22 protein-coding genes and 1 pseudogene are annotated in these 23,732 nt (G+C 61.1%); 8 read left to right on the top strand and 15 right to left on the bottom strand.

What is annotated here, in order from left to right:
* Positions 1 to 81: 81 nt before the first annotated feature.
* The 14 genes and pseudogenes from NUH86_RS20185 to NUH86_RS20120 all read right to left on the bottom strand — a co-directional run.
* Positions 82 to 669, bottom strand: a pseudogene (locus NUH86_RS20185) (transposase zinc-binding domain-containing protein); the annotation flags it as partial.
* Between the two features lie 10 nt (positions 670 to 679).
* The gene (locus tag NUH86_RS20180; protein ID WP_267252293.1) at positions 680 to 1,552 is read right to left on the bottom strand and encodes a tyrosine-type recombinase/integrase; all 873 of its coding nucleotides are present in this window, start codon (positions 1,550 to 1,552) and stop codon (positions 680 to 682) included.
* A gap of 138 nt (positions 1,553 to 1,690) precedes the next feature.
* On the bottom strand, positions 1,691 to 1,921 hold the full coding sequence (locus tag NUH86_RS20175) for a lipoyl domain-containing protein (RefSeq protein ID WP_267252292.1): 231 nt from the start codon (positions 1,919 to 1,921) through the stop codon (positions 1,691 to 1,693).
* 17 nt (positions 1,922 to 1,938) lie between these two features.
* On the bottom strand, positions 1,939 to 2,922 hold the full coding sequence (locus NUH86_RS20170) for an alpha-ketoacid dehydrogenase subunit beta (RefSeq protein WP_267252291.1): 984 nt from the start codon (positions 2,920 to 2,922) through the stop codon (positions 1,939 to 1,941).
* Positions 2,923 to 2,929: 7 nt separating this feature from the next.
* Entirely contained in the window at positions 2,930 to 3,913 is a 984-nt protein-coding gene (locus tag NUH86_RS20165) for a thiamine pyrophosphate-dependent dehydrogenase E1 component subunit alpha (protein ID WP_267252290.1), read from the bottom strand.
* A 148-nt stretch (positions 3,914 to 4,061) separates the two neighbouring features.
* Complete coding sequence (locus NUH86_RS20160) at positions 4,062 to 4,808, bottom strand: SDR family NAD(P)-dependent oxidoreductase (RefSeq protein ID WP_267252289.1); 747 nt, start codon at positions 4,806 to 4,808, stop codon at positions 4,062 to 4,064.
* A complete protein-coding gene (locus tag NUH86_RS20155; protein WP_267252288.1) occupies positions 4,805 to 5,890 on the bottom strand; it encodes a phosphotransferase family protein in 1,086 nt (361 codons plus the stop codon). The genes NUH86_RS20160 and NUH86_RS20155 overlap by 4 nt, the downstream gene beginning before the upstream one ends.
* On the bottom strand, positions 5,890 to 7,113 hold the full coding sequence (locus tag NUH86_RS20150) for an acyl-CoA dehydrogenase family protein (RefSeq protein ID WP_267252287.1): 1,224 nt from the start codon (positions 7,111 to 7,113) through the stop codon (positions 5,890 to 5,892). The genes NUH86_RS20155 and NUH86_RS20150 overlap by 1 nt, the downstream gene beginning before the upstream one ends.
* Before the next feature lie 83 nt (positions 7,114 to 7,196).
* Positions 7,197 to 8,759, bottom strand: coding sequence for a long-chain-fatty-acid--CoA ligase (locus tag NUH86_RS20145; protein ID WP_267252286.1), 1,563 nt, complete (start codon positions 8,757 to 8,759; stop codon positions 7,197 to 7,199).
* Between the two features lie 208 nt (positions 8,760 to 8,967).
* A complete protein-coding gene (locus NUH86_RS20140; protein WP_267252285.1) occupies positions 8,968 to 10,491 on the bottom strand; it encodes a phosphotransferase family protein in 1,524 nt (507 codons plus the stop codon).
* Between the two features lie 15 nt (positions 10,492 to 10,506).
* Positions 10,507 to 11,475 carry an NAD-dependent epimerase/dehydratase family protein gene (locus tag NUH86_RS20135; RefSeq protein WP_267252284.1) on the bottom strand — a complete coding sequence of 323 codons (969 nt, stop codon included), beginning with the start codon at positions 11,473 to 11,475 and terminating at the stop codon, positions 10,507 to 10,509.
* 155 nt (positions 11,476 to 11,630) lie between these two features.
* The gene (locus NUH86_RS20130; protein WP_267252283.1) at positions 11,631 to 12,425 is read right to left on the bottom strand and encodes an enoyl-CoA hydratase/isomerase family protein; all 795 of its coding nucleotides are present in this window, start codon (positions 12,423 to 12,425) and stop codon (positions 11,631 to 11,633) included.
* 69 nt (positions 12,426 to 12,494) lie between these two features.
* Entirely contained in the window at positions 12,495 to 13,409 is a 915-nt protein-coding gene (locus tag NUH86_RS20125; protein ID WP_267252282.1) for an SDR family NAD(P)-dependent oxidoreductase, read from the bottom strand.
* 168 nt (positions 13,410 to 13,577) lie between these two features.
* A complete protein-coding gene (locus tag NUH86_RS20120; protein ID WP_267252281.1) occupies positions 13,578 to 14,786 on the bottom strand; it encodes an acetyl-CoA hydrolase/transferase family protein in 1,209 nt (402 codons plus the stop codon).
* 116 nt (positions 14,787 to 14,902) lie between these two features.
* On the opposite strand from NUH86_RS20120, the gene NUH86_RS20115 reads away from it, so the two are divergent.
* The 7 genes from NUH86_RS20115 (at position 14,903) to NUH86_RS20085 (ending at position 21,606) form a co-directional block, all read left to right on the top strand.
* Complete coding sequence (locus tag NUH86_RS20115; protein ID WP_267252280.1) at positions 14,903 to 15,664, top strand: tyrosine-protein phosphatase; 762 nt, start codon at positions 14,903 to 14,905, stop codon at positions 15,662 to 15,664.
* 190 nt (positions 15,665 to 15,854) lie between these two features.
* Positions 15,855 to 17,351, top strand: coding sequence for an FAD-linked oxidase C-terminal domain-containing protein (locus tag NUH86_RS20110; RefSeq protein ID WP_030540866.1), 1,497 nt, complete (start codon positions 15,855 to 15,857; stop codon positions 17,349 to 17,351).
* A gap of 1 nt (position 17,352) precedes the next feature.
* A complete protein-coding gene (locus tag NUH86_RS20105) occupies positions 17,353 to 18,510 on the top strand; it encodes an FAD-binding protein (protein ID WP_030540865.1) in 1,158 nt (385 codons plus the stop codon).
* A gap of 1 nt (position 18,511) precedes the next feature.
* Positions 18,512 to 19,816, top strand: coding sequence for a glycolate oxidase subunit GlcF (gene glcF, locus NUH86_RS20100; RefSeq protein WP_030540864.1), 1,305 nt, complete (start codon positions 18,512 to 18,514; stop codon positions 19,814 to 19,816).
* Positions 19,813 to 20,241: a GlcG/HbpS family heme-binding protein gene (locus NUH86_RS20095; protein ID WP_030540863.1), complete on the top strand. Its 429-nt coding sequence runs from the start codon at positions 19,813 to 19,815 to the stop codon at positions 20,239 to 20,241. The genes glcF and NUH86_RS20095 overlap by 4 nt, the downstream gene beginning before the upstream one ends.
* 45 nt (positions 20,242 to 20,286) lie before the next feature.
* Positions 20,287 to 20,811, top strand: a complete 525-nt coding sequence (locus NUH86_RS20090) for a gamma carbonic anhydrase family protein (protein ID WP_030540862.1) — start codon at positions 20,287 to 20,289, stop codon at positions 20,809 to 20,811.
* Between the two features lie 57 nt (positions 20,812 to 20,868).
* Positions 20,869 to 21,606, top strand: a complete 738-nt coding sequence (locus NUH86_RS20085; RefSeq protein WP_267252278.1) for an SDR family NAD(P)-dependent oxidoreductase — start codon at positions 20,869 to 20,871, stop codon at positions 21,604 to 21,606.
* A 151-nt stretch (positions 21,607 to 21,757) separates the two neighbouring features.
* Here the strand turns inward: NUH86_RS20085 and NUH86_RS20080 are convergent, their stop codons facing one another.
* Positions 21,758 to 23,002 (bottom strand): cytochrome P450, encoded by a 1,245-nt coding sequence (locus tag NUH86_RS20080; RefSeq protein ID WP_267252277.1) that lies wholly within the window; start codon positions 23,000 to 23,002, stop codon positions 21,758 to 21,760.
* A 141-nt stretch (positions 23,003 to 23,143) separates the two neighbouring features.
* Here NUH86_RS20080 and NUH86_RS20075 point away from each other — a divergent pair, with 141 nt between their 5' ends.
* Positions 23,144 to 23,731, top strand: a complete 588-nt coding sequence (locus NUH86_RS20075; RefSeq protein WP_267252276.1) for a nuclear transport factor 2 family protein — start codon at positions 23,144 to 23,146, stop codon at positions 23,729 to 23,731.
* Position 23,732 lies beyond the last annotated feature (1 nt).

The raw sequence follows: 23,732 nt of genomic DNA, 5'->3' as shown, positions 1-23,732 counted from the left end.
CTGAACCGCAACCGTTCAGGGGGTCAACTTTGGACGCCCATCACCCCAAAACTGGGGTCAACATTGCAGGCTTATTCACAGGCGGAAAAGGCGCGAGAGCACGGGGATCGGTAGAAAGAAGCGCGGTTTACAGGTGATCCAACGGGAGCCGTCGGCCGACAGTGCGCCGCCCGGAACGAGGCAGTGGATATGCGGATGGTGCGTGAGCGTCTGCCCCCAGGTATGAAGAATGGCGATAAAGCCGAGCTCGCCGCCGAGATGCTTGGGATCAGCGCCGAGCGTCTTGAGCGTCTCGGCCACCGCGTCGAACAAGATGGCGTAGACCAGAACTTTGTTTTGATAGGCGATCGCCGCAACCTCGGCGGGCACGGTGAATACGACGTGGAAATAGGGCACCGGCAGAAGGTCGGCTTCGCGCGCGGCCAGCCATCGTTCGCGCGCGATCCCCTGACACTTTGGGCAGTGCCGATTGCGGCAACTATTGTACGAGACCCGGCTATGGCCGCAGTTGTCGCAGGCCTCGACATGGCCGCCGAGCGCTGGGGTCCGGCACAGCTCGATCGCCGCCATGACGCGCCGTTCAACGCGGCCAAGGTGGCCGTCATGGGCAATGCGGTAAGGAGGGCCATGGCGGCGGAATATATCCGCCACCTCCAGCTCCGGACGCACAGCGGCGGCCTCAGCTGGGCGGCACCACGTCCAGGCTGAGACGGTCGAGCGGGCTTTGAGTCGTGGCGATCGTGGTCGTCGCGACATGGGTGTAGCGCGCCGTCGTCGATAGCTGGCTGTGCCCGAGCAAAACCTGGATGATCCGGATATCGACCCCGTTCTCGAGCAGGTGCGTCGCGAAACTATGCCGCAGCGTGTGAACGCTGACCCGCTTGGTCAATCCTGCCGCCTTGGTGGCTGACCGGCAGGCGGCGTGAAGACAGGTCGTGGTGATCGGCGTATCGGCGCTGCGTCCGGGGAACAGAAAATCCTGCGGGTGGGCGAGCCGCCAATAAGTCCGCAGGATCCCAAGCAACTGCGCCGAGAGCATGACCGTACGATCCTTGGCGCCCTTGCCGTGGCGAACCTGGATCACCATCCGGTCGCTGTCGATGTCCGTAACCTTCAGACTTGCAGCTTCAGAGGCGCGCAATCCTGCGGCATAGGCGGTGGTCAGTGCGGCGCGCGCCTTCAATGATGGCACCGCCTCCAGGAAGCGCACGACCTCGTCGGCGCTCAGGATCGTTGGCAGCTTGCGCGGCATGCGCGCATAGACGATCCGCTCCGGGATCTCCGCCCGATCCAGCGTGACGCCGTAGAAAAAGCGAAGCGCGCATACGATCTGGTTCAAAGAGCCCCAGGAAATGCCCTGCGACACCAGATAGACCTGAAATGCGCGGACATCTTCAGGCCCCAGCCGATCCGGTGATCGCCCGAAATAGCGACTGAACTTCGTCACCGCGTGCAGATAGGAGCGTTGCGTGGCGGGGGACAGGTTGCGCAAGCTCATGTCGTCGATCATACGACGGCGCAGCGGGCTGACCGTTACTGTGACGTCTGTCATGGGATGAACTCCTGGTGAGGGGTTGGTCTTCAGCAACCAAATCCTCCCACCAGGGGGTCATTCTCGCCAGCCCCCAGGCACCAGTCGAGCGTCAGCGAGTTCGTTCAATCCCTCGATTCATAAAATCAGCGCGATGCTCTAACTGATCTCACCCAGCACCGTGCCGACCTCGTAGGTTTCGCCAACCTCCTTCAGGATCTTGAGGGTGCCCGACGCGGGGGCTTCGACCTCGTTGACCGACTTGTCGCTTTCCAGCGAGAAGAGCGGATCGCCCTCGGTCACGGTCGCGCCATCAGCCGCCAGCCACTCGACCAACACACCTTCATTCATGGAAAAGCCGAGCTTTGGCAACAGGATCTGGGTCGACATATGGGTAACGGGCTCCTTCAGGCGATAATGGAACGAATGGTGTCGGCAATTCCGCCGGCATTTGGCGCATAGGCGGACTCGAGTGGCTTTGAGAAGGGCACTGGCGCAAAAGGACCGCCCAGCCGCTTGACCGGGGCCTTGAGCTTGCCGAAAAACGCCTCTGCGATCTCCGCGCTAATTTCTGCGCCAACGCCAAATTCTCGCACAGCCTCATGCACCACGACGGCGCGACCCGTCTTGCCGACCGACGCGAAGACGGTGTCCCGGTCCCACGGCGAAATCGTGCGGAGGTCGATCACTTCAACTGAGACACCTTCAGCCGCGAGCGTCTCGGCGGCGGTGAGGCTTTCAACGACCATGCGGGCATGGGCGATGATGGTGACGTCCGCACCCTCGCGTGCGATCCTGGCTTTACCAAGAGGCACCTTGACAAAATCCACCGGGCCCGGCGTCCAGTAAAGCGCCATCGGCTCGATCCAGATGACCGGATCGTCATCCTCGATCGCTGACAACATCAAGCCATAGGCGTCAGCAGGGTTCGACGGGCAGACGACCTTCAGACCCGGCGTGTGTGCATACCAGGCTTCCAAATAGTCGGAATGCTGGCCGCCGGTGCCAAATCCAGTTCCGGTCATGGTCCGCAGCACCATCGGCACATGGGTCTGGCCGCCTGACATGAAACGCAGCTTGGCCGCATGGTTGGTGATCATGTCCATGCACACCGGGGTAAAGTTCATCAGCATGATCTCGGCGATCGGCCGATAGCCAGCCAGTGACGCGCCGATGGCGGCGCCCACGATCGCCTGTTCGGAAATCGGCGTCGACCGCACCCGTTCGTCGCCATATTTGGAGGACAGGCCCTTGCTGACGCCGACGATGCCACCGCCTTCCTTGTCGCCGACCTCTTCACCCAACATCAGCACTTTGTCGCTGGCGGCCATGGCGTCGTCAATCGCGCGATTGACGGCCTGAATCATGTTCAACTGTTGTGTATCGCTCATGGCATCCTCACGCGATTTCGGTGGCATAGACGTCGCGTTTCAGCTCCGTGACATCGGGGAAGGCGCTGTCCATCGCAAAGGCGACAGCATCTTCGAGCCGAGCGGCAATGTCGCTTTCGATCTGTGCGATCTCCGCTTCGGTCGCGTGACCTTCGGCGATCAGGCGCGCGCGCAGCCGTGGCACCGGATCGGCCTGGACTGCGGCGGCATGTTCTTCCTTGGTGATATAATGGCCCGGGTCGCCGTAGACGTGGCCATTGAAGCGGAACGTCATCGCTTCGATCAGGGTCGGACCTTCGCCCGCCCGCGCTCTTTCGACCGCGACCTTCGCCGCGCCATACATGGCATCGGGATCGTTGCCGTCGACGGTGATGCCGGGCATATTATATCCGGCGGCGCGGGTCGACAGTTGCTGCACGGCAGTCGAATCAGCGAAAGTCGTGTGTTCCGCATAGCGGTTGTTCTGGCACAGGAAGATGACCGGCAGCTTCCACAGCGCCGCCATGTTCAGCGACTCGTGGAAGGCGCCGATATTCGCCGCGCCGTCGCCGAAATTGGCGATTGAAACTCGCCCCTTGCCCTCCAGCTTCGCGGCCCAGCCCAAGCCGTTGGCGATCGGCATGGATGATCCGACTATCCCGGTCGTCACCATAATGCCTTTTTCCGGGCAGGTCAGGTGCATCGGTCCGCCCTTGCCCTTGCAGGTGCCGTCGACACGACCGGCGATTTCAGCCCACAGCTCCTTGAGAGGATAACCCTTCGCCAGCATGTCATGGATGCCGCGATAGATGGTGCTGATATAATCTTCGTCCGTCAGGTTGACCGACAGGGCCGATGGGATGATCTCCTGCCCACGTCCGCTGTAATAAGGCATGACGAGCTTTCCGGCCTTGAGAGCGCGGATAGTGCGTTCGTCATTCTGCTTGATGAGCGAGGCGCGACGGTAGATGTCCACCAGCGTCGCACCGTCGGGTTTGGGATAGTTTGACAAAGTTTAAGCCTCTTCACAGAAGTCCGTGCTGCGCGCTGATGCCGGTAGCCAGCCCACTGCTGGCGGACCATGCTTGAAGTCGGGCGGCGGATCAAGATATAATACGCTTGCGAATATAATTTCGGCAAACGGTCCTCTTACGATCCTCTTACGGTCTTCCGCCGTCGACCCGGATGACCGCTCCGGTCGTAAAGCTGCTGGCGTCGCCGGCCAGATACATGACGGTGCCGACAATCTCCTCAGGCTCGCCAAAGCGTTTGAGTGCGGCCGGCGTCGACGCCTCCTTGGATGGATCCCAGCTCTTGGCAATGTCCGTCCGGAAGCTACCGGGCATGATCGCGTTGACGCGGACCTTGGGCGCATATTCATGGGCGAACGCTTCTGTAACCGCATTGAGTGCCGCCTTCGCGCCCGCATAGGGGCCGTAGGCCGGTTGCGGCCGGATCGCCCCGATCGAGGTGATGTTGATGATGGCGCCGCCGTCGCGAGCCGCCATCCTGCTGCCGACCAGCGCAGTCAAGCGGAAAGGGCCTTTGAAGTTGACGTCGATCACCTTGTCGAACAGTCCCTCGGGCGTGTCGACCGATGAGGAGGCGATCGGTGACATGCCGGCATTGTTGATCAGAACGTCGATTCGTCCGAACTCTGCATAGACGGTTTCGACCAGCCGCTCGAGATCGGCCCAGTTGCCCGCGTGGACGGCGATGGGCAGCGCACGGCGACCTGTATTCGCCTCGATCTCACGCGCCAGTTTCTCGCAATTTTCCAGCTTTCGGCTGGCGATGACCACATCGGCGCCATGCTCCGCGAAGGCGCGGCACAGCGCTGCGCCGAGTCCTCGACTGCCTCCGGTGACGACGACGACCCTATCCGTGAAATCGAAATATGGCTTCATGCTTCGCGCCCTTCCAGCGTCGCCCGCGCCAGCGCGGCAATCTCGAAAACCCGTTCCTGGCGATGGATCGACGCGCGCGCGGAGGACGCGGTGCCGATCGCCGCGCGCTTCAAAATGCCCTGCACCATGGCCGCATTGCGAAACTGGGCATAACCTAGGTAAAAGCGGCGGTGCGGCAGCTCGGTCAGGCCCATGCGCCGGCAGTAGCGGTCGATATATTCGTCCATTGTCGGGATGCCGAGCGCGGCCACGTCCATGCCCTTCAAGCTGGTGGCGGCGCCGCCTTCAGGGTCAGGCACTTCCCACCAGGCGCGGACATGATGGGCGAGGTCGATGAACGGATCCCCCAGCGTCGCCATTTCCCAATCGATGATCGCGCTGATCTTGGGCTCTTCCGGGGCGACGATGACGTTGTACAGGCCAAAATCGCCATGAACGAGGCAGACCCGCTCTTCCGCTGGCAGCATGTCGGGCAAGGCGTCCATCAGCCAGTCCATGTCGGGGATGTCGACCAGCGTCGAATCCGCATAAATCTTCGACCAGCGCGACAGGTTGCGCGCCGCGTAGCCGCCCACCTTGGCCAGGCTGCCGAGGCCATAGGCCGCATAGTCCAGCCCGTGGATCTGGGCGATACGCCCGTTCATGTCCTCATAGACGGCGGCGCGATCCGCCGGTGCCGCGCCCGGCATGTCGGCGTTCCAGTAAACCGTCCCTTCATTGAAGCCGACGACATAGAATTCCGATCCGATGATGCTTTCGTCGGTGCAGTAAAAGTAGGTTTGCGGTGCGGGCACGCCGGCGAGGCCCACCGCCTCCATCACCCTATATTCGCGGTCAATCGCATGTGCCGACGCCAGCAGCTTGCCGGGCGGGCGCCGGCGCAGCACGATGGTAACATCTCGGCCGGTCAGCTTGTAGGTCGGGTTGGACTGGCCGCCCTTGAACTTTTCCACCGAAAAGTCGTCGCCAAGCTCCGGAATCTTGTCGGCCATGTAAGCGGCCAGCCGCGGCACGTCGAGCGCCAGATGTTCGGGTGGCGCCTCAGTGCCGGAAAAAGTCGCTTGCCTGTCAATTGCCGGCATCAGCTTTTCTCCGGACGCAGGTGCCTGTACTTGGCCAACTCCGCGCGCGCGATCAGGCGGTTATGCACTTCGTCCGGCCCGTCGCCGATGCGCATGATACGCAGACGCGCATACATATAGGCCAGGCCATAATCGTCGGTCATGCCGGCCGCGCCGAACGCCTGCTGCACAATGTCGCATAGTTGCTGGGCCAAACGGGGTACGATGACCTTGATCTGCGAAATTTCGCTGCGGGCATTCTGGACGCCCACCGTATCCATGAGCCAAGCGGTCTTGAGCACCAGAAGGCGGCTCATCTCTATGTTGAATCGAGCTTGAGCAATGCGCTCTTGCCAGACGCCGTCATCCGCCAGAATCTTGCCGAAGGCGACGCGGGTCGACAACCGCTCGCACATCAGTCGCAGCAGCTTCTCAGACACGCCGATGATCCGCATGCAATGATGGATGCGGCCGGGGCCGAGGCGCCCCTGCGCAATCTCGAAGCCACGGCCTTCGCCCAATATGATGTTCTCAGCCGGGACGCGGACGTTGTCGAAAATGATTTCGGCATGGCCATGCGGCTGGTCCAGATATCCAAAGATCGTCAACGGTCGCAATATCGTGATGCCGGGGGTACCAGGCTCGACCAGGATCTGGGACTGCTGCTGGTGCTTGGGTGCGTCCGGGTCGGTCTTGCCCATGACAATGAACAGCTTGGTGCGAGGATTATAGGCGTTGGTGATCCACCACTTGCGCCCGTTGATGACATAATCATCGCCATCGCGCGTTATCCGCGTTTCGACGTTGGTGGCGTCCGAACTGGCGACTCCCGGTTCGGTCATCACGAATGAGGACTTGATTTCGGCGTTGAGCATGGGCTTGAGCCAACGCTCTTTCTGCGCCTCCGAGCCGTAGAGCGCGAGCACGTCCATATTGCCGGAATCGGGCGCGTTGCAATTGAACACTTCGGACGCCCAATGAACATGGCCCATCAGTTCGGCGACCGGCGCATATTCCAGATTGGTCAGGCCCGCGCCATGGCCATGCATGTGCATCGTCCAAAGCCCCGCCGCCTTCGCCTTGGCCTGAAGTTCGAGCAAGATCGGCGGCACGATCCACGGGTTGTTGGGATCAGCCCGCAACTGCTCTTCGTACAGAGCTTCGTTGGGGAAGATATGTTCGTCCATGAACGTCTGGACACGGTCTAGCAACGCCCGGGTGCGTTCGCTCAACGCGAAGTCCATTCGTCCTCTCCTATCAAAAGTTGTTATTATGCGTATAATATGCTATCTATCAAAGTCAAGTCTTGTGTCTGCGGTCGGCCGCGTCAACTCATGTCCGCGCGGTTGCGATAACGATCGCGCAGTTCGCGCTTGAGGATCTTGCCGTTGGCGTTGCGCGGCAATGCATCGACGAAATCGACGCTCTTGGGCACCTTGTAACCCGCGATCTTGCCTCTGGCGAAGGCGATCAGCTCGTCGCCGGTCAGATTATCGTCGCCACGCACGACCACGGCTTTGACCGCTTCGCCCCAGCGGTCGTCGGGAACGCCTATGACCGACAATTCGACGACGCCAGGATGCTCGACAAGCACGCGCTCAATCTCGGCCGGATAGACGTTTTCGCCACCGGATACGATCATGTCCTTGGTCCGGTCCACCAGGAAAAGATAGCCGTTTTCATCTCGATAGCCGGCATCCCCGGTCCGATAAAAATCTCCATGATGCGTCTCTTGGGCGATGTCGTCCCGGTTCCAATATCCACTCATCAGAGAGGGCGACTTGATGCAGACCTCCCCAATTTCTCCGGTCGCCATTTCCTCGCCATCAGCGTTCATGATTTTCATCTCGATCGGCGGAAGCGGCCGGCCGCAGGATTTAAGCAGTTCCTCGCTTCCCTCGGCATGATCGGCTGGCGTGAGATAACAGGTCGACCCATTATTTTCCGTCATCCCGTAAATCTGGATGAAATTGCACCCCAACGCGGCGCGCGCACGGCGCAGCCGTGGAGCTGGCATCGTCATTCCACCGTAAAAGACGTTGCGAAGGGAGGATGTGTCGATCGAGGGGAACAGTGGATGGTCCAGCATCATCTGCACCACTGTGGGGATCGCCATGATCTGAGTGACGCCATGGTCCTGTATCGCCTTCAGAAAGGCGCCTGCATCGACTTGAGGCTGGATGACGCACGTCGCACCGCGCGCCAGCCACTGCAGGGCCCAACTGGTGCCGCTCAGGTGAAAATTGGGCAGGGCCACTATCGCCACGTCCTGATGTGTCCAGTTCAGCCATTCGCCGCCCATCGCCACTTCCATCTCGCGCATGACGCGGGACGAGCGGTGTGAAATCTGCACGCCCTTGGGGTGGCCAGTCGTTCCGCTGGTGTAGAACTGGATCATGATGTCTTCGGGTTCGGATTGGCTGACAGGGCGATCGGACGACTGGCGGTCGCGCCAGGCCGGCAAACCATCCTCGCCCTTGCCGTCGATGGATATGCAGTGGCGCAGCGTCGGACATTGCGCTCGCGCCTGGGCGACGACCTCCGCAAAATCCTCATCATAAAACAGGCATTCGACTTGGGCGTCCTGGAGGATGTAGATGATTTCGGGCGCGGCCAGCCGCCAGTTGAGCGGTAGGGTCGTCATGTCGGCGCGGATGATGCCGAACAGAAGTTCGAAATAGGTCGCGCTGTTGCGGGCGAGGATCGCGACCCGGCCGTGGTACGGCAGACCAAGGCGGCGCAGCCCGTTGGCGATCTGGCTGGCGCGCATGTCCAGCAACCGGTAACTGGTCTTTTCGGCGTCGAAAATCAGCGCAGTATGATCTCCAAGCGTTGCGGCATTGGCGGCGAGTGCGTCCGCTTCGGTCACGATCTTGTCCATCTCCATCATCAAACCCCGTTCTCGCCTGTCTGCGCTTCACCAGAGCATTTCGCGGTCCCGAGTGACGACCGGGAGCATGCGCAGGCCGGCGGATGTCGTCCAGTCGCCGACCATTGGTTCGCTAGATTATTAGCCGCCGCCGGAAGCCGAGGCAAGGAGCACCGCCACAAGCCGGGTGGGCGGCGTCGGCATCGAGACGTGGCGAGCGCGTGACAGGTCACTGCAAGGCAGCAATCCTCCGCGCAGCGTCGAGCGTCATCATCCGATAATAGACCACGCCGGTGTGACCGAACCGGATGTCCGTGTTGGCGTCGGTGCAAAAAGCCTTATGACACAAGGCGGTGAACACGGTGTTGCGGACATCGCGCCAGATTTCGTAGAAATTCGTCCGATCCTCGAGATATTCGCAGCCGCCATGCGCATGATATTCGGCAAGGAATTCCTCCCACGGCAGCAACTGCTCGACATAGGACCGCACATAGCAAAGATCCTCGTTCGGATCACCGGGATGCGAAAGCTCCCAATCCAGCAGCCCCGAAATCTTCTGGTTTTCGACAAGCAGGTTCTGGAAGCCGAGGTCGGCGTGCACGGGAACGATACGGGCGGGTGGCGGCGGCTGATTGAGCGAGAGCCAGCGTAGGCACATGTCCATGACGGGATCGACCTCCTGCTGGGTACGCGCCCACAGATCGGTGATATATTCGATGTTGCGGGCCATTGCCTCGGTCGGGCTGCGCGGCGCCCAGATGCCGGTCTGCGGCAGCTTGTCGAGCGGGATGGCGTGAAGGCGCGCCATCACGCGCGCCAGATCGAGTCCGGTTTCGGGCCCGCATACCGCCTTGTCGGGCGCCCAGAGACTTCCCGCTATGGCGCCGGCCTTGCGGCGGACGACCATGAACGGCAATGCCAGTTCGCCGGGATCGGTTTCCGCCCACAACGGATCGGGGGTGGGCAGGTCATAATGGCGCAGCGCGTTGAGCAGCGGGAATTCGTCGGCGACCGTCGATTCCGTCGCGCCCGCCTTCCGGTCGCGGCGGATGACCAGTGATGAGGGTCGCGCTTCCAGCCCCTCAACCTCGAACAATATGGTCGTCTTGCCAAATCCGCCCGACAATTCCTGCAGGCTGATCAGGCGAACATCCTTGTCGGGGAATTTGCGGGTCAGATAGGCTTGCAACTGATCGTGCGATACGGCGGCCTCCGCGGCGGCTCGATCCTCGTGAAACGCAGCTGAGCTGGTCACGCCTGCGTTGACGACGGATTGCTCGCTTTGATCCTCGGACTCAACAAGGGACCTGATGATCGCGCTCATCGCAGGCGTCTTGGACGGATCGCGCGCGGCTAGCGCCATTGCCTCAGGCACGAAGTGCGCGAGTTGATCGGCCAGCCGCCGGTTATAATCTTCCAGAGAAATTATCCCGGCGTCCTGCGGGGGCAAGGTGGAGATTAGCGCTCGGGCCGATTCACGATCTGCCGGATTGAGCGATCCGGCCAACAGCGTGACCGTTTCCTCGATAACGGCGGCTCGCGAGACAATCTGCCTGTGCAGGACATCCGGCCAATCGGAAGATCGCACCAGCATCCTGCTGATCAGGTCTATCGCCATGCGGCAAACGGTACTGGCCATATTCGAACTGAGTTCGGGAGCCACTTTCTCACGCAAATCCTCTCGGATGGCGAGCAGGATCTGGGCGTCGGTGGGTCCCGGCGTCTCGGAGCGGACTTTAGGAGCGGCGATCATATGTGTCTTTTCCTCTCACCGGACGGACTGCGCAGCGCGCGCCCGAACTTCTTCTATGTTGTGGCGGAAACCTTCCTCGATTCCCCATCGCGCGGCATATCCTATCTCGCGTTCAGCACTGGTGGCGTCATAATGATGGATCGTGCCTTTCCATGACCCGTCCTCCACCTCCAACTGCGCGTCCGGCACGATCGCCCGCACGGTCGCGGCGGCGTCACGCAACGTCGTACGAAAGCCGGTGACGTTGACGGCCACCGCACGATTGTCGCTGGCCTCGCACGCTCGCACCACGGCTTCGGCCGCGTCCTCTGCATAAACGAAGTCGATAACGGCATCGCCAGCGGGAATGCGCCCAGCTTTGCCCAGCGCAGGATTATCGATCAACTGCGTGAGAAAATCGCCGCCGGTGCCGCGCGCCAGCGTGCGATCCTTGCCATAGCCGTACACGAGAGCAAAGCGCAGCCCCAGGATATCCAGGCCGCGATTGCGGCGATAGTGCAGGCTGAACCGTTCGCTCAGCGATTTGCAGGCGCCATAGATGATGTTGGGATCGTGCAGAGCATCATTGGGCAATGCGCCCTCCAGGCCAACCCGGCGATGGCGCGGACCGAACACCGCCACGGAACTGGCCCACACCACTCGGGCGACGTTGCAGGCCAGCGCCGCCTCGAATATGTTCAGGCATCCAGTACAGTTCACCTCAAGTGACCGATAGAGATTTTCCTCGCTCTTCGCGCCCAGCAGCGCGGCGAGGTGGATCACGCGGTCGGGTGCGGCTTCCTGCATGGTGCGCAACAGGAAGGGCAGATCGGTGATGTCGCCTGCGACGCAGCGCACCTTGGCTGCATCCTCGCCGATCAATTCCTGCAAGAAGACGCGATCGGGAGAGATGTCGTAGATCACGACCTCATGTCCTGCGGCGATGAGCCGCCACGTCGTATAAGCGCCGATCAGCCCGGTTCCACCAGTGATGAAATATCGCATGTCGCCTCGCCTCTCCGCCGCTGTCCCAGCCTGTTTAACTGCTTATCGTATGTTCGCGAACCAACGTTTTCGATTGAACGCCATGGCGTTCATGGTCCTCGAAAAATTCGTTTAACCGCGGCCTTCCCCGGCGACGGCGTTTATTCAGTTTTGGATCACAGTCCCTTGTAAACTGGTTCGCGCTTCTCCCGAAAGGCGCTGATCGCCTCTACCAGATCCTCGGACACGAAGGTCTCCATTTCCGCGGCCATGCCGTTGTCGAACAACTCCTCCAGCCGCATGCGGAAGATCTGGTTCAATACTTCCTTGGTAAGTTGCACAGCGCGCGGCGGCAGGCCGGCAATCCGCCTGGCGATAGCGCGAGCGGCGTCCAACACCTCCTCGGGCGTTTCGACCAGATCGGTGACAAGGCCCATCTCATAGGCTTGCTGGGCGGTCAGCCGGTCACCGGTGAGCAGATAGCGTTTGGCGCGCAACAGCCCGGTGTGCAGCGGCCACATCACCGCGCCGCCGTCCCCTGCGGCGAGCCCGATGACGACATGGGGGTCGCTGATCTTGGCGTTGCGCGCGGCGACGATCGCGTCGGAGCACAATGCTACCGTTGCGCCCAAGCCAACGGCCTGTCCCTGCAAGGCGGTCACAACCGGGATCGGACAGCCGGCGATCGCCGCGAGCAGCTTCTTGCCTTCGCCGCGCATCTTCTGGCGCGTCGCATGGTCTTCACGGTCGCGCAGGATCAGGCCGAAATCTCCCCCGGCCGAAAAATGCTGACCGTTGCCGCCAAAGACGATAGCGCGAACATCCCTGTTTTCGCGGACTTCCAGAAAAGCTTCCTTCGCTTCGATATGCATGGCGTGATCGAAAGCGTTCAACGCTGCAGGGCGGTCCAGCAGAATTTCGGCGACATGGCCTTCGATGCGCACCGATATCGTCTCATAGTCATAGGCCATGGCTTGCACCCCTCGCTTCGTTCGCAGGTAGCGGCGCACAACGCGCCGCTACCGTCACATGCTTTTCCTTCAGAACGGGTCCCAGGTGAAGACCTGGGATGAGATATGATTTTCGGTGAAGGAAGGACGGAATGCGGGGATGGCGGTATCGACGACGGCCTGGGGTGTCCATCCGTCGCTGGTCTGGGTGGTGCGGATGGGTCGGTTCTGGCTGAAGAGGATGAGCTCGTTCATGCGCGCGCCGAAAATCTGTCCGGACACGTCGGCCGCCTCGTCGAACATCAGGCCGACGGCGAGTGGGGCGATCTTCTCGGGGGTCATGCGCCTGGCCACTTCCAGACGCTTCTGGTTTTCCGGCGTGTTGGCGGGGATCGTGCCCACCATGCGGGTGAAGGCGAAGGGCGCGATGCAGTTGGAGCGCACGTTGAAGCGCTTCATGTCGATCGCGATCGACTTGGAAAGGCCCGCCACGCCCAGCTTGGCCGCCGAATAATTGGCCTGGCCCATATTGCCGATCAACCCGCTGGTCGAGCTCATGTGCACGAAGCAGCCGCTCTCCTGCTCCTTGAAGTGCGGCGCGGCCGCCCGCGACATGTAGAACACCCCGTCCAGGTTCACCGCCCGGACCAGCTCATAATCCTCCTGCGTCATCTTGTGGAAGATGACGTCGCGCAAAATGCCCGCATTGTTCACCACCACGTCCACCCGCCCGAACGCATCCAGCGCATCCTGCACGATCCCGTGCGCGCTGTCCCATTCCGCCACCGACCGGAAGCTCGGCACCGCCTTGCCGCCGCCCGCCACAATGTCGTCCGCCACACGCTGCGCCGTCCGCTGGTCCGAACCCTCGCCCGTCGGCGAACCGCCAAGATCGTTCACGACAACACTCGCGCCATGCGCCGCAGCCAGACGCGCTATCCCCTCGCCAACGCCGCCGCCAGCACCCGTCACAATCACTACCTTGCCAGACAGCTTACCAGTCATTCCTTCTCTCCTACCCTTAAAAGCATACGGCGCAATATAGCATAATATACGCTCGCTAACTAAATGACGAAACCCTGCTGTCAATGATAATTGTTGAGTGTGGTGGGCTGTGCGCCTTTGCCCAAGCTATTCTGGCCAGAGTGACCGCAACGGAAAAATGCTGCAGGCCTAGAGACGCCCGGCGATTTCCGCCCACTGTTCCGACAGAGGGTCGCGTGCCCCCGGCGCTGCGACGCCGATCAGCGCTTTCGCACGCTCATGCACCGATTTGCCCCGCAGATCCGCGATGCCTTCCTCCGTTACGACAATGTCCACATCATTGCGTGATATCGTGGCGACGGCGTTGTTGGACAGGCGGGGGCAGATGCGCGATCCTGCGGCGCCGAATGTCGCGGGTAGGGCGATGATGCTGACCCCCCCGCGTCCCAGTCGCGCCCCGCGGGCGAAATCAGATGCGCCTCCGCCGCCGCTGACCGCTCGACCGTTGGCATGTTCCAGATTGCACTGCCCCAGCAGATCGACTTCAAGCGCCGAGTTCACAGCAAAGAGGCGCTCGACCCCGGCCAACACCGATGGCAGATGAATTTCTTCCACGCCCCGAACATGGATATCGCTGCGTCCGTCCAGCCATTCATAGAGGGCCGGACTGCCCAGAACCGCTGTGGTCCGGTGGGCATGGCTTTCGTCGAGCGCGCCCGCCTGCATCAGGCCTATGATCCCGTCGGAGATCATTCCGGAGTGGATGCGCAGCCGCCGATGGCCGTGCAGCGCTTGCATAAGGGCATGAGGCACCTTGCCAAGACCGACCTGAATGGCCGCGCCGTCGGGAATCAAGCCCGCAATGTGTTTGGCTATCATGTGGGTGGCAGAATCTACCTCGCCGACAGCATAGGTGACGATGGGCGTGTCCGCCTCCATTGTTCCAGCTAGCCGCGCGTGTTCCACGAAGGGCGCATTCGGGACCACCGGAACGAACGGGTTGATGACGCCGAAAATCCTTCTCGCACGCTGCATCGCAGCCGGCGCAAACTCTGCCGCAGGACCTAGCGAGCAACGGCCCCGGCCGTCCGGCGGCGAGACCTGGACGACGCACCAGTCAAAGGGTGTGTCCGCCTCGATCTGTTTGAGCATGGCCGCATAGGATTGAGGGATATGGCGGAAGCTGCCAGACCGCTGCGCTTCCGACAGGCTGGGCTGCATGAAAAGACCCGTCACCTGAGTGCCTGGACCAATCGCTTCGCTTTTCAATGGATTGATGCCGGGTACGACGCTGGTCGTAATGTCGAGACCAGCGGCGCCGAAAAGTTCCTTGACAAGCGCGGTCGGCTCTCCTGCCGCGCCCGGTATGAACAGGCGCTCGCCTTTGCGGAAAATCATCCTGTCGGATTCCCTTTGATATAGTTCGCTATCGTTCTAATGTATAGAGCTTGCCGCTAGGCGACAACCATTTCTGATTCCTGGCGAGTGCGACGACGATCAAGGAGAGCGGACGAGTGCAACGTATTCTGCGAATAGAGGGCGGTCATAATTTTCGCGACATGGGAGGGTATTCGGCCGCCGATGGGCGAACGGTGAAATGGGGTACCCTCTATCGCTCTGGGGTGATGTCGAAGATCGATGCCACAGACCGGGACGCGTTGCATCAACTCGGCATCGTCAGCATCTGCGACTTTCGCACAAATGACGAGCGATCGCGCAGACCTACGACTTGGCACCACGGACGGTCGATCGAGCTGTTGGCGCATGATTACGAGATGAGCGTCGGTGTGCTCCAGCATTTGATCAAAGACCGCAAGACCGGCAGCGCGGAGGTACGCAATTTTATTCTGGAGATTTACAGCGAATTGCCGGAGGAGCAGGCCGCCAACTACGCCATCCTGTTTCGCCAATTGGCGGCCGGCAAGGTTCCGCTGGTTTTCAACTGCTCGGCCGGCAAGGACCGAACCGGTGTCGCGGCGGCGATTATCCTTTCGGCACTCGGCGTGCCCATGGAAGAGGTGATCGCCGACTATATGCTGACCAATGATTCGATCGGAGAACTGGCCGGTATATTGGAGCAGGAGCCGGAATATAGCCGCTGGGTCGCGGAACAACCGGAAGTCGCCTATCCACTGCTTCGCGCGGAACCGGAATATCTGCAGAGGACCTTCAGTATTCTGGAAACGCGCCATGGCGGGATCGAAGGCTATCTGACTGGGCGATTGGGCATTTCATCGGCTGAGATCGCTACGATCAGAGCGCTGTTGCTGGATTGATTAGACAGGTGCTTTGCGGCGCGACGGGTATCCCCAATCGGCAGGCGCACCGGCCCCTGACAGCAGCTTGCTTCATGTGCGAGCAAATTCCATTCTTTCCTCCGACGAAATGGTCTGTAAAATTATTGGCATCTACTATCGAATAGTAACTGATCGTATGGTGATGGTAAGCTAACTTCTGGAGCGAATCGTGACCCTGTTGAAAATGCCGGCGGCCGATCCGCAAACGCTTTCCCGTCGCGCTGACATCATCGCCGCGATGCGCGCTATCGTCCCGGGCGAGGGCGTTATTTCCGATGAGGACGGGCTGCGTCCATTCGAGTCGGATGGTCTGACGGCCTATCGCCAGACGCCCCTTGTCGTGGTGCTGCCCGAAACGACCGAACAGGTATCTCGTATATTGTCCTGGTGTCATGCCCATCAGATCAAGGTCGTGCCGCGTGGCTCGGGCACGTCCCTTTCGGGTGGCGCTCTACCACTGGCGGACGGAGTATTACTGGGTCTTTCGAAGTTCAACCGGATCGTGGAGATCGACTATGAGGATCGGTTGGTCGTCGCGCAGCCCGGCGTCACCAATCTGGCTATTACGCGCGCGGTTGAAGACCGGGGCTTCTACTATGCGCCCGATCCGTCCAGCCAGATCGCCTGTTCCATCGGCGGCAATGTCGCTGAAAATTCGGGTGGTGTTCACTGCCTGAAATATGGACTTACAACGAACAATGTCGTCGGCTGCGAACTTGTGCTCATGAACGGCGAAGTCATCCGGATCGGTGGGCGGTTTCTTGAAACGGCAGGCCTTGACCTGATGGGCGTCATCGTCGGATCGGAGGGGCTGCTGGGCGTCCTGACCGAAGTGACGGTGCGCATCCTGCCCACGCCGCAGACCGCGCGCGCTTTGCTGATCGGCTTTGCGACGGTCGACGGTGCTGGCCAGTGCGTAGCCGACGTTATCGCGGCTGGCATCATTCCGGCGGGCATGGAAATGATGGACCGCAAGGCCATCCATGCGGCCGAAGCCTTTGTCGGAGCCGGATACCCGCTCGACGTCGAGGCGCTCCTGATCGTGGAACTCGATGGTCCCTCCGCCGAATGTGACCATCTTCTGCATGCGGTCGAACGCATCGCCGGCGAAAACGGAGCGGTGTCCGTGCGTACTTCGCAGAATGATGCGGAACGGGCGGCATTCTGGGCAGGGCGCAAGGCTGCCTTCCCGGCGGTTGGTCGATTGGCGCCTGACTATTATTGCATGGACGGCACCATTCCGCGCCGACGCTTGCCCGAAGTCCTGCGGCGCATGGATGAACTGTCCGAAGCCTACGGCCTGGGCGTGGCCAATGTGTTTCATGCGGGCGACGGCAATCTTCACCCGCTCATCCTTTATGACGCCAACATCCCTGGCGAACTGGAGAAAGCGGAGGCGTTCGGCAACGACATATTGCGGCTGTGCGTCGAAGTTGGCGGGGTGCTGACAGGGGAGCATGGTGTTGGCGTGGAAAAGCGCGACTTGATGCCGGAAATGTTCTCCGACACGGACCTGAAGCAACAGCAGCGCGTCAAATGCGCTTTCGATCCCGAAATGTTGCTTAACCCGGGAAAGGTATTCCCTCAGTTGCACCGTTGTGCCGAGTTGGGAAGAATGCACGTGCATCGCGGTCAAGTGCCGCATCCGGACCTCCCGCGGTTCTGATATGACCAACGACCTGTTGAAGCCCGGCGACGAAGCCGAAGCGATGGCGATGGTTGCCGACGCAGCGGCGCGCGAGAGCCAGCTCTCGATCGAGGGCGGAGGGACCAAAAGCTGCATCGGCCGTTCCGTCGAAGCGCAGATACTGTCGATGCAGAACATTGCCGGCGTCATCGACTATGATCCGGCGGAACTGGTCCTCACCGTCAGGCCGGGGACCGCGCTGGCGGAGGTCGAGGCGCTGGTCGAGAGCCAGGGGCAGATGCTCGCCTTCGAACCATTTGATCACAGCGGTCTTTTCCCGTTGGGCGGGCGCGCCACCATTGGGGGGGTCGTGGCGGCCGGTGTCGCAGGCTCCCGCCGGGTTTCAGCTGGCGGCGCGCGCGATCACCTCCTGGGTCTGCGGGCCGTTTCCGGCCGGGGCGAAATATTTGTCGCTGGCGCCAAGGTGGTCAAGAACGTCACCGGCTATGATCTCCCCAAGCTTGCCGCTGGCAGCTGGGGTCGTCTGTTCGCAATGACCGAACTGACCCTGAAGGTGTTGCCGCGACCGGAAACCAGTTTGACGCATGTCGTCGAAGGTGTTGACGGGGCTGACCTTTCGACGATCATGGCGACGGCGATGGGATCTCAGGCCGCCGTTGCGGCAGTCGCTCATGTGCCCGCCGACCTTTACGGCGGAAGGTCGATCACGGCCATTCGGCTGGAGGGATTTGGGCCTTCGGTGCGGGCGAGATCCTCGATACTGGCTCGGACGCTCGGGCCCTCAGCGCCGCTGTTGGACATGAGCGGGCCGGAAGCGGACGCATTCTGGGCCGGGATCCGGGATTTGCGTTATCTACCGGGCGACCGGACCGTGTGGCGCATCAACATACCGCCGCGAGCCCTCCAACCCCTCCTCTCCGCGCTTCTGCCGCGGGGCGCATCCTGGGTCGCTGACTGGGCCGGTGGCCTGGTCTGGATCGCTCTCGATGGTGCGGCGGAGGCCGTGCGCGATGCGGCGCAGCGCAATGGCGGCCATGCGATGCTGCTGCGCGCGTCGGAACGGATGCGTGCGGAAACCCCCACATTTCATCCTTCCGAGCCCGCACTCGCCGCATTGGAAGGGCGCGTGCGTCGCGCCTTCGATCCCCTGGGCTTATTTGAAACGGGACGTTTCTGACATGCAGACAAGGTTCGCCCCTGAACAGCTGGCCGATCCCGCCATGGCGTCGTCCGAGCGCATCATCCGCAAATGCGTGCATTGCGGCTTTTGCACGGCGACCTGCCCGACCTATGTGCTGTTGGGAGATGAGTTGGACAGCCCGCGCGGCCGCATCTACCTTATGAAGGATATGCTGGAGAACGACCGGGATCCATCGCCTGAGGTCGTCAAGCACATCGATCGCTGCCTGTCCTGTCTCTCCTGCATGACGACCTGCCCATCGGGCGTGAACTATATGCACCTGGTCGACCATGCGCGCACATATATTGCGGCGCGCTACAAGCGGCCGCCGGCTGACCGATTTTTCCGCTGGATGCTGTCGAACATCCTGCCTCACCCCGGGCGCATGCGGCTGGCGCTGAGGCTGGCGCGATATGCGCGTCCGGCGATGCGGTTCATACCGTCCTGGCCCGGGTTGAAGTCCTTGTCCGCCATGCTGAGGATGGCGCCCCGTCATCTGCCGTCCAAAGCGACCGCGGACAATTCCACCACCGCCGGATCGAAGGGCAGGGTGGCTCTCATGGCCGGATGCGCCGAACCGGTGCTTCGCCCCGAATTTCGCGCCGCGACGGTGCGTATCCTCAATCGCGCAGGTTTCGATGTGCTGTTCGCGAAGGGCGAGGCATGTTGCGGCGCCCTGGTGCATCATATGGGTCGGGAGGCCGAGGCGCGTGCCAGCGCGCGGCGTAACATCGACGCCTGGATCAGGGAAATCGAGGAGGGTGGCCTCGATGCGATCATCATCACCACATCCGGGTGCGGCACGACAGTCAAAGATTATGGGTTCCTGCTTCGTGACGATCCGGACTATGCGGAAAAGGCTGCACATGTGGCCTCACTGGCAAAGGACATCACCGAATTTCTGGCCGACATTCCCTTGCCGCCTGTCCAGGCCAACGGAATGGACGTGGCCTATCATCCCGCCTGCTCGTTGCAGCATGGCCAGAAGATAACGGACGCGCCGCGCGCCCTGCTTACGAAAGCCGGATACAAGGTCCGCTTGCCGGCGGAAGCGCATCTTTGCTGCGGGTCGGCAGGTACTTACAACATCCTGCAACCCGACATCGCGGGGCAACTGGGAGACCGGAAGGCGGCCGCCCTTGCCAGCCTTTCCGCAGACGTGGTGGCGACCGGGAACATCGGGTGCGCCATGCAGATTGGCCAGCGGATGGATGTACCGGTCGTGCACACGGTCGAACTGCTGGATTGGGCCACCGGCGGCCCAATCCCACCCGCAATCAGGAAGCACAGGGAAAAACTATGAGCCAACTCACTTTGGAACGCGCCAATCACGTCATATCCGCAGCGCTCGAAAAGGGTGCGGAACTCAAATTGAAGCCGCTCAGCGTCGCGGTCGTCGATGCCGGCGGCCATCTGATCGCGTTCCAGCGGCAGGATCAGGCTTCTTTCGGCCGGCTCCAGATCGCCCAAGGCAAGGCTGCGGGCGCGCTTGCCCTGGGGGTTTCTTCTCGCAAGGTTGGCGACATGGCGATCGAGCGGCCATGGTTCATCGACGCGTTCGCGGCGTCCGCTCCGCACGCCATCATTCCGGCAGCGGGCGGCGTCATCCTCGTCGGTCCTGATGGGGCGGTGATCGGCGCGGTGGGCGTGACGGGCGATACGAGCGACAATGACGAAGCATGCGCGCTGGCCGGCATCGCGGCGGCGGGCTTGACCGCTCAAGCTTGATATTCGGACCGATGGAAACGCGCATTCGGCTGTAAGGATAATCTCATGCCCATTTACGAGTTCGAAGAAGCCCGCCCCACGATCAGCGAGGACGCATGGATAGCGCCCAGTGCGGACGTCGTCGGTGATGCTGTCATCGGGAAGCGGTCAAGCATCTGGTTCGGCGCGGTCGTTCGCGCCGATAACGGGAAAATCGAGATCGGGGACAGAACCAATGTCCAGGAAGGCGCCATGCTGCATTCCGACCCGCATGCTCCGCTCAAGGTGGGGGACGGAGTCACGATCGGGCACCATGCCATCCTCCACGGCTGTACAGTCGGGGATAACGTGCTGGTAGGAATGGGCGCCGTCGTGCTGAACAACGCCGTCATCGGCGAGGGCAGCCTGATCGGTGCAGGAGCGCTCGTGACCGAGGGCAAGTCATTCCCTCCCAACAGCTTGATCGTCGGCGTTCCAGCGAAACTGGTACGCGCCCTGACGCCGGACGAAAGCAACGCTCTTGAGACATCGGCGGAAGAATATGCCGCGAAGTCCACAAGGTTCGCCAACGGCCTAAGGCCAGCCCGTTAATCCCGCCGCTTATGGCCGGGTGCTGCGCGGGTTGTATGTTAGTATAGGATATTTTTCATGGCAGGAAATCTTCAAGGAAAAGCCGCGCTGGTCACCGGCGCTTCGGGCGGCATTGGCCGCGCCATCGCCGTGCATCTTGCTGCTGCGGGTGCGGAGGTTATGGTTCATTATGGAAGCGGGCGGGAACGTGCGGAAGAGACGGTCCGTCTCGTCACGGCCTCCGGCGGCAAGGCGCGAATCGTACAGGCCGACCTGCGCAATGCCGCGGACGTCCGGCAACTCGCCGACGCCTGTGGAAAATTGGATATTCTCGTCAACAATGCCGGAATCGCTCGCGGATACACGTTGGAAAGCACGACCGAGGAAGATTTCGATACGGTGTTCTCCACCAATGTGAAGGGCCTATTCTTCCTGACGCAGGCACTGCTGCCCCATCTCAACGACAATGCCTCCATCATCAACATTTCGTCCATGGTTTCTATTGTGGCCTATCCGGCCTATCTTGCATATGGAATGTCAAAAACGGCGGTAAATTCCTTCACTCGTTCGCTTGCAGCCGATCTCGGGCCGCGCGGTATTCGGGTCAACGCGATTGCGCCCGGCGCCACGGACTCCGACTTTCTGGGCGACATCAAGGATAATGCGGCGGTCATGGGCGCCATCACCGCAGCGACGGCTTTTGGCCGCTTGGGAACGCCTGACGAAATTGCAAGGGCTGTGACGTGGCTTGCTTCGCCGGAGGGCGCGTGGATCACGGGCCAAGTCATCCAGGTCAGCGGCGGAATGCATCTTTGATCTGGCGATGACCCATCCGGGCATAACGCTCCGTCGCAATCCGGCGGCTGCGGGATGCCCGTCAACTGAACGAGGTGCTGCCTGAGATCGCGCCCAGTGCGCGATGCTCCAGCGTCGCGATTAAACCGGCACCGGGCCTTGCCGCCTCCACTCAGCGTCGGTCGAATGTCATCCAGAGCTGGGTGACGGCATAGGATATGAACATTGGCGCATAGCCGTAGCTGTCGGCTCCTCGGCTCGCGCGGAAATTATCCATTCGATCAATGAGGCGGGCGAAGGCGACGCGCAGTTCGCCGCGCGCGAGCTGGTTCCCTATGCACAGATGGATACCGGCGCCAAAGCTCATATGCGAACTGGCGTTCCCTCGCGAGAGGTTTAGACAACCGGGATTTTCATAGACCGCCGGATCGAGATTGGCCGAGCCCCACCGTATCTCCACCATTGCGCCCGCGGGGACCGTGATGCCGCCAATCTCCGTATCGGCGAGAACCTTGCGGAACAGAGCCTGTATCGGCGCCATCAGCCTGAGCGTCTCCTCGACGAAAGTCTTGATGAGATCAGGCCTCTCGCGCAGTTGCGGAACCAAATCGGGATTTTCGATCAGCAGCTTCATGCCTGCCGACAGCGCCGCCGTCGTCGTTTCATTTCCCGCGACGAGCAGTTGTTGGAGGATGCTCATCACCTCCCGGTTGGCGAGCCGGCGGCCATCCACTTCCGCATGGAGGAGCCGACTGAACAGCTTGTCATCGTCAGGATGCGCCCGGAAATAATCTGCTCGCTCCGCGAAGTAATTCTGCATCCTTATGATGCCCTCGGTTGTCGCGATCTCGCGTTCCGGGGTCAGGGCCGGACTGGTGGATTCGACGCTGAGGTCAGACCAGACCTTGTAGTCGGCCATATGTTCGGGACCGACGCCAAGCTGTTCGGCGATCATCGTCATCGGCAGCGCAATGCCGAACGCCTGGACGAAATCGATCTCATCCTGATCGATGAACTGGTCGATCAGCGCGTCGCAAATCTCCTCGATCCGCGGTTCCAGGGCGAGGATCTTGTTTGCGGTGAATGCCTTGTCGACCAATGTTCGATAGAGTTTGTGACTGGGCGGATCGTTGCTGACCAGCGTATCGAGCGGTAGCCACCCTTTCTCCGCAAACATCTTCTGCGTAATCGGAGTGGTATTGCGTGTCTGGATCAACCCCGTGCGATTGGAAAATAACTTCGGATTAAGGGCGACCTTGCGCACATCCTCATATCTTGTGAGGACATAATTGCCGGTCTTGGGGTCGATGTAGACAGGCTGTTCCGTCCTCAACCGATCATATGCTGGGAAGGGGCATTGCTGGACCTCCGGATCGGCGAAGCTGATTGATAGCGGCGCTGGTTTCCTGTCGGTCATCGATTCTCACCTCGCCTGCCTGTTGATGCTCGGTTACATGAAGCATATCATATGTATGCTTATAGATTATGGATGTTCGGAACGGTAGTCAATCGAGACTCTCGGTGACTGTCGAGGCTGTAAACAGGCAGAGGAGCCCGTATGACCACGGATCGCCACACGACCGATACTCACAATTCCGCGCCTGTCATGACAGAGCGGGAGAAAATACTGGCCTGCTTGGCTCGTTATTGCCGTGGGATCGACCGCCGCGATCCCGATCTGGTTCGTTCCGCATACTGGCCCGGGGCTATCGACGATCATGTCACCTGGGTTGGCACGGTGGAAGCATTTGTGGACTGGGTCATGCCGCTGATCGGCAGCATGGAACTGACCCAGCATAAGCTGGGCCAAAGCCATATAGAGTGGCATGGCGATGTTGCGATGGTTGAGACATGCCTGACCGCTTATCATCGCGTGCCGGTGGACGGGCGATCGCGTGATATCATATTGGGCGCGCGCTATGCCGACAGAATGGAGAGGCGAGGCGGCGAATGGCGGATAGCGCACCGTATTCTGATACAGGACTGGATACAGGATATCGGCGCATCGATCGACTGGTCGAAGGGATCGCTGGGCATGCTGCCGCTGCATGATCGGGGGTTCGGTTCCGGCGCCGACGACAGCAGCGTCGCCTTCATGGCGACGGTTGGCAAGGGGTGGCCTGTGACGCCGCCTACCACATCATAGC

It is taken from the genome of Sphingobium sp. JS3065, assembly GCF_026427355.1.
Classification (GTDB): domain Bacteria; phylum Pseudomonadota; class Alphaproteobacteria; order Sphingomonadales; family Sphingomonadaceae; genus Sphingobium.
This window is presented reverse-complemented; position numbering and strand designations above follow the sequence as displayed.

Excerpts from the sequence above, each read along its gene's own strand:
- NUH86_RS20175 (WP_267252292.1), bottom strand. The coding sequence starts at position 1,921 with ATGTCGACCCAGATCCTGTTGCCAAAGCTCGGCTTTTCCATGAATGAA.
- NUH86_RS20095 (WP_030540863.1), top strand. The coding sequence starts at position 19,813 with ATGAGCCAACTCACTTTGGAACGCGCCAATCACGTCATATCCGCAGCG.
- NUH86_RS20140 (WP_267252285.1), bottom strand. The coding sequence starts at position 10,491 with ATGATCGCCGCTCCTAAAGTCCGCTCCGAGACGCCGGGACCCACCGAC.
- glcF (WP_030540864.1), top strand. The coding sequence starts at position 18,512 with ATGCAGACAAGGTTCGCCCCTGAACAGCTGGCCGATCCCGCCATGGCG.
- NUH86_RS20155 (WP_267252288.1), bottom strand. The coding sequence starts at position 5,890 with ATGCCGGCAATTGACAGGCAAGCGACTTTTTCCGGCACTGAGGCGCCA.
- NUH86_RS20150 (WP_267252287.1), bottom strand. The coding sequence starts at position 7,113 with ATGGACTTCGCGTTGAGCGAACGCACCCGGGCGTTGCTAGACCGTGTC.
- NUH86_RS20120 (WP_267252281.1), bottom strand. The coding sequence starts at position 14,786 with ATGATTTTCCGCAAAGGCGAGCGCCTGTTCATACCGGGCGCGGCAGGA.
- NUH86_RS20180 (WP_267252293.1), bottom strand. The coding sequence starts at position 1,552 with ATGACAGACGTCACAGTAACGGTCAGCCCGCTGCGCCGTCGTATGATC.
- NUH86_RS20080 (WP_267252277.1), bottom strand. The coding sequence starts at position 23,002 with ATGACCGACAGGAAACCAGCGCCGCTATCAATCAGCTTCGCCGATCCG.
- NUH86_RS20170 (WP_267252291.1), bottom strand. The coding sequence starts at position 2,922 with ATGAGCGATACACAACAGTTGAACATGATTCAGGCCGTCAATCGCGCG.
- NUH86_RS20160 (WP_267252289.1), bottom strand. The coding sequence starts at position 4,808 with ATGAAGCCATATTTCGATTTCACGGATAGGGTCGTCGTCGTCACCGGA.
- NUH86_RS20090 (WP_030540862.1), top strand. The coding sequence starts at position 20,287 with ATGCCCATTTACGAGTTCGAAGAAGCCCGCCCCACGATCAGCGAGGAC.
- NUH86_RS20145 (WP_267252286.1), bottom strand. The coding sequence starts at position 8,759 with ATGATGGAGATGGACAAGATCGTGACCGAAGCGGACGCACTCGCCGCC.
- NUH86_RS20105 (WP_030540865.1), top strand. The coding sequence starts at position 17,353 with ATGACCAACGACCTGTTGAAGCCCGGCGACGAAGCCGAAGCGATGGCG.
- NUH86_RS20085 (WP_267252278.1), top strand. The coding sequence starts at position 20,869 with ATGGCAGGAAATCTTCAAGGAAAAGCCGCGCTGGTCACCGGCGCTTCG.
- NUH86_RS20130 (WP_267252283.1), bottom strand. The coding sequence starts at position 12,425 with ATGGCCTATGACTATGAGACGATATCGGTGCGCATCGAAGGCCATGTC.
- NUH86_RS20075 (WP_267252276.1), top strand. The coding sequence starts at position 23,144 with ATGACCACGGATCGCCACACGACCGATACTCACAATTCCGCGCCTGTC.
- NUH86_RS20125 (WP_267252282.1), bottom strand. The coding sequence starts at position 13,409 with ATGACTGGTAAGCTGTCTGGCAAGGTAGTGATTGTGACGGGTGCTGGC.
- NUH86_RS20135 (WP_267252284.1), bottom strand. The coding sequence starts at position 11,475 with ATGCGATATTTCATCACTGGTGGAACCGGGCTGATCGGCGCTTATACG.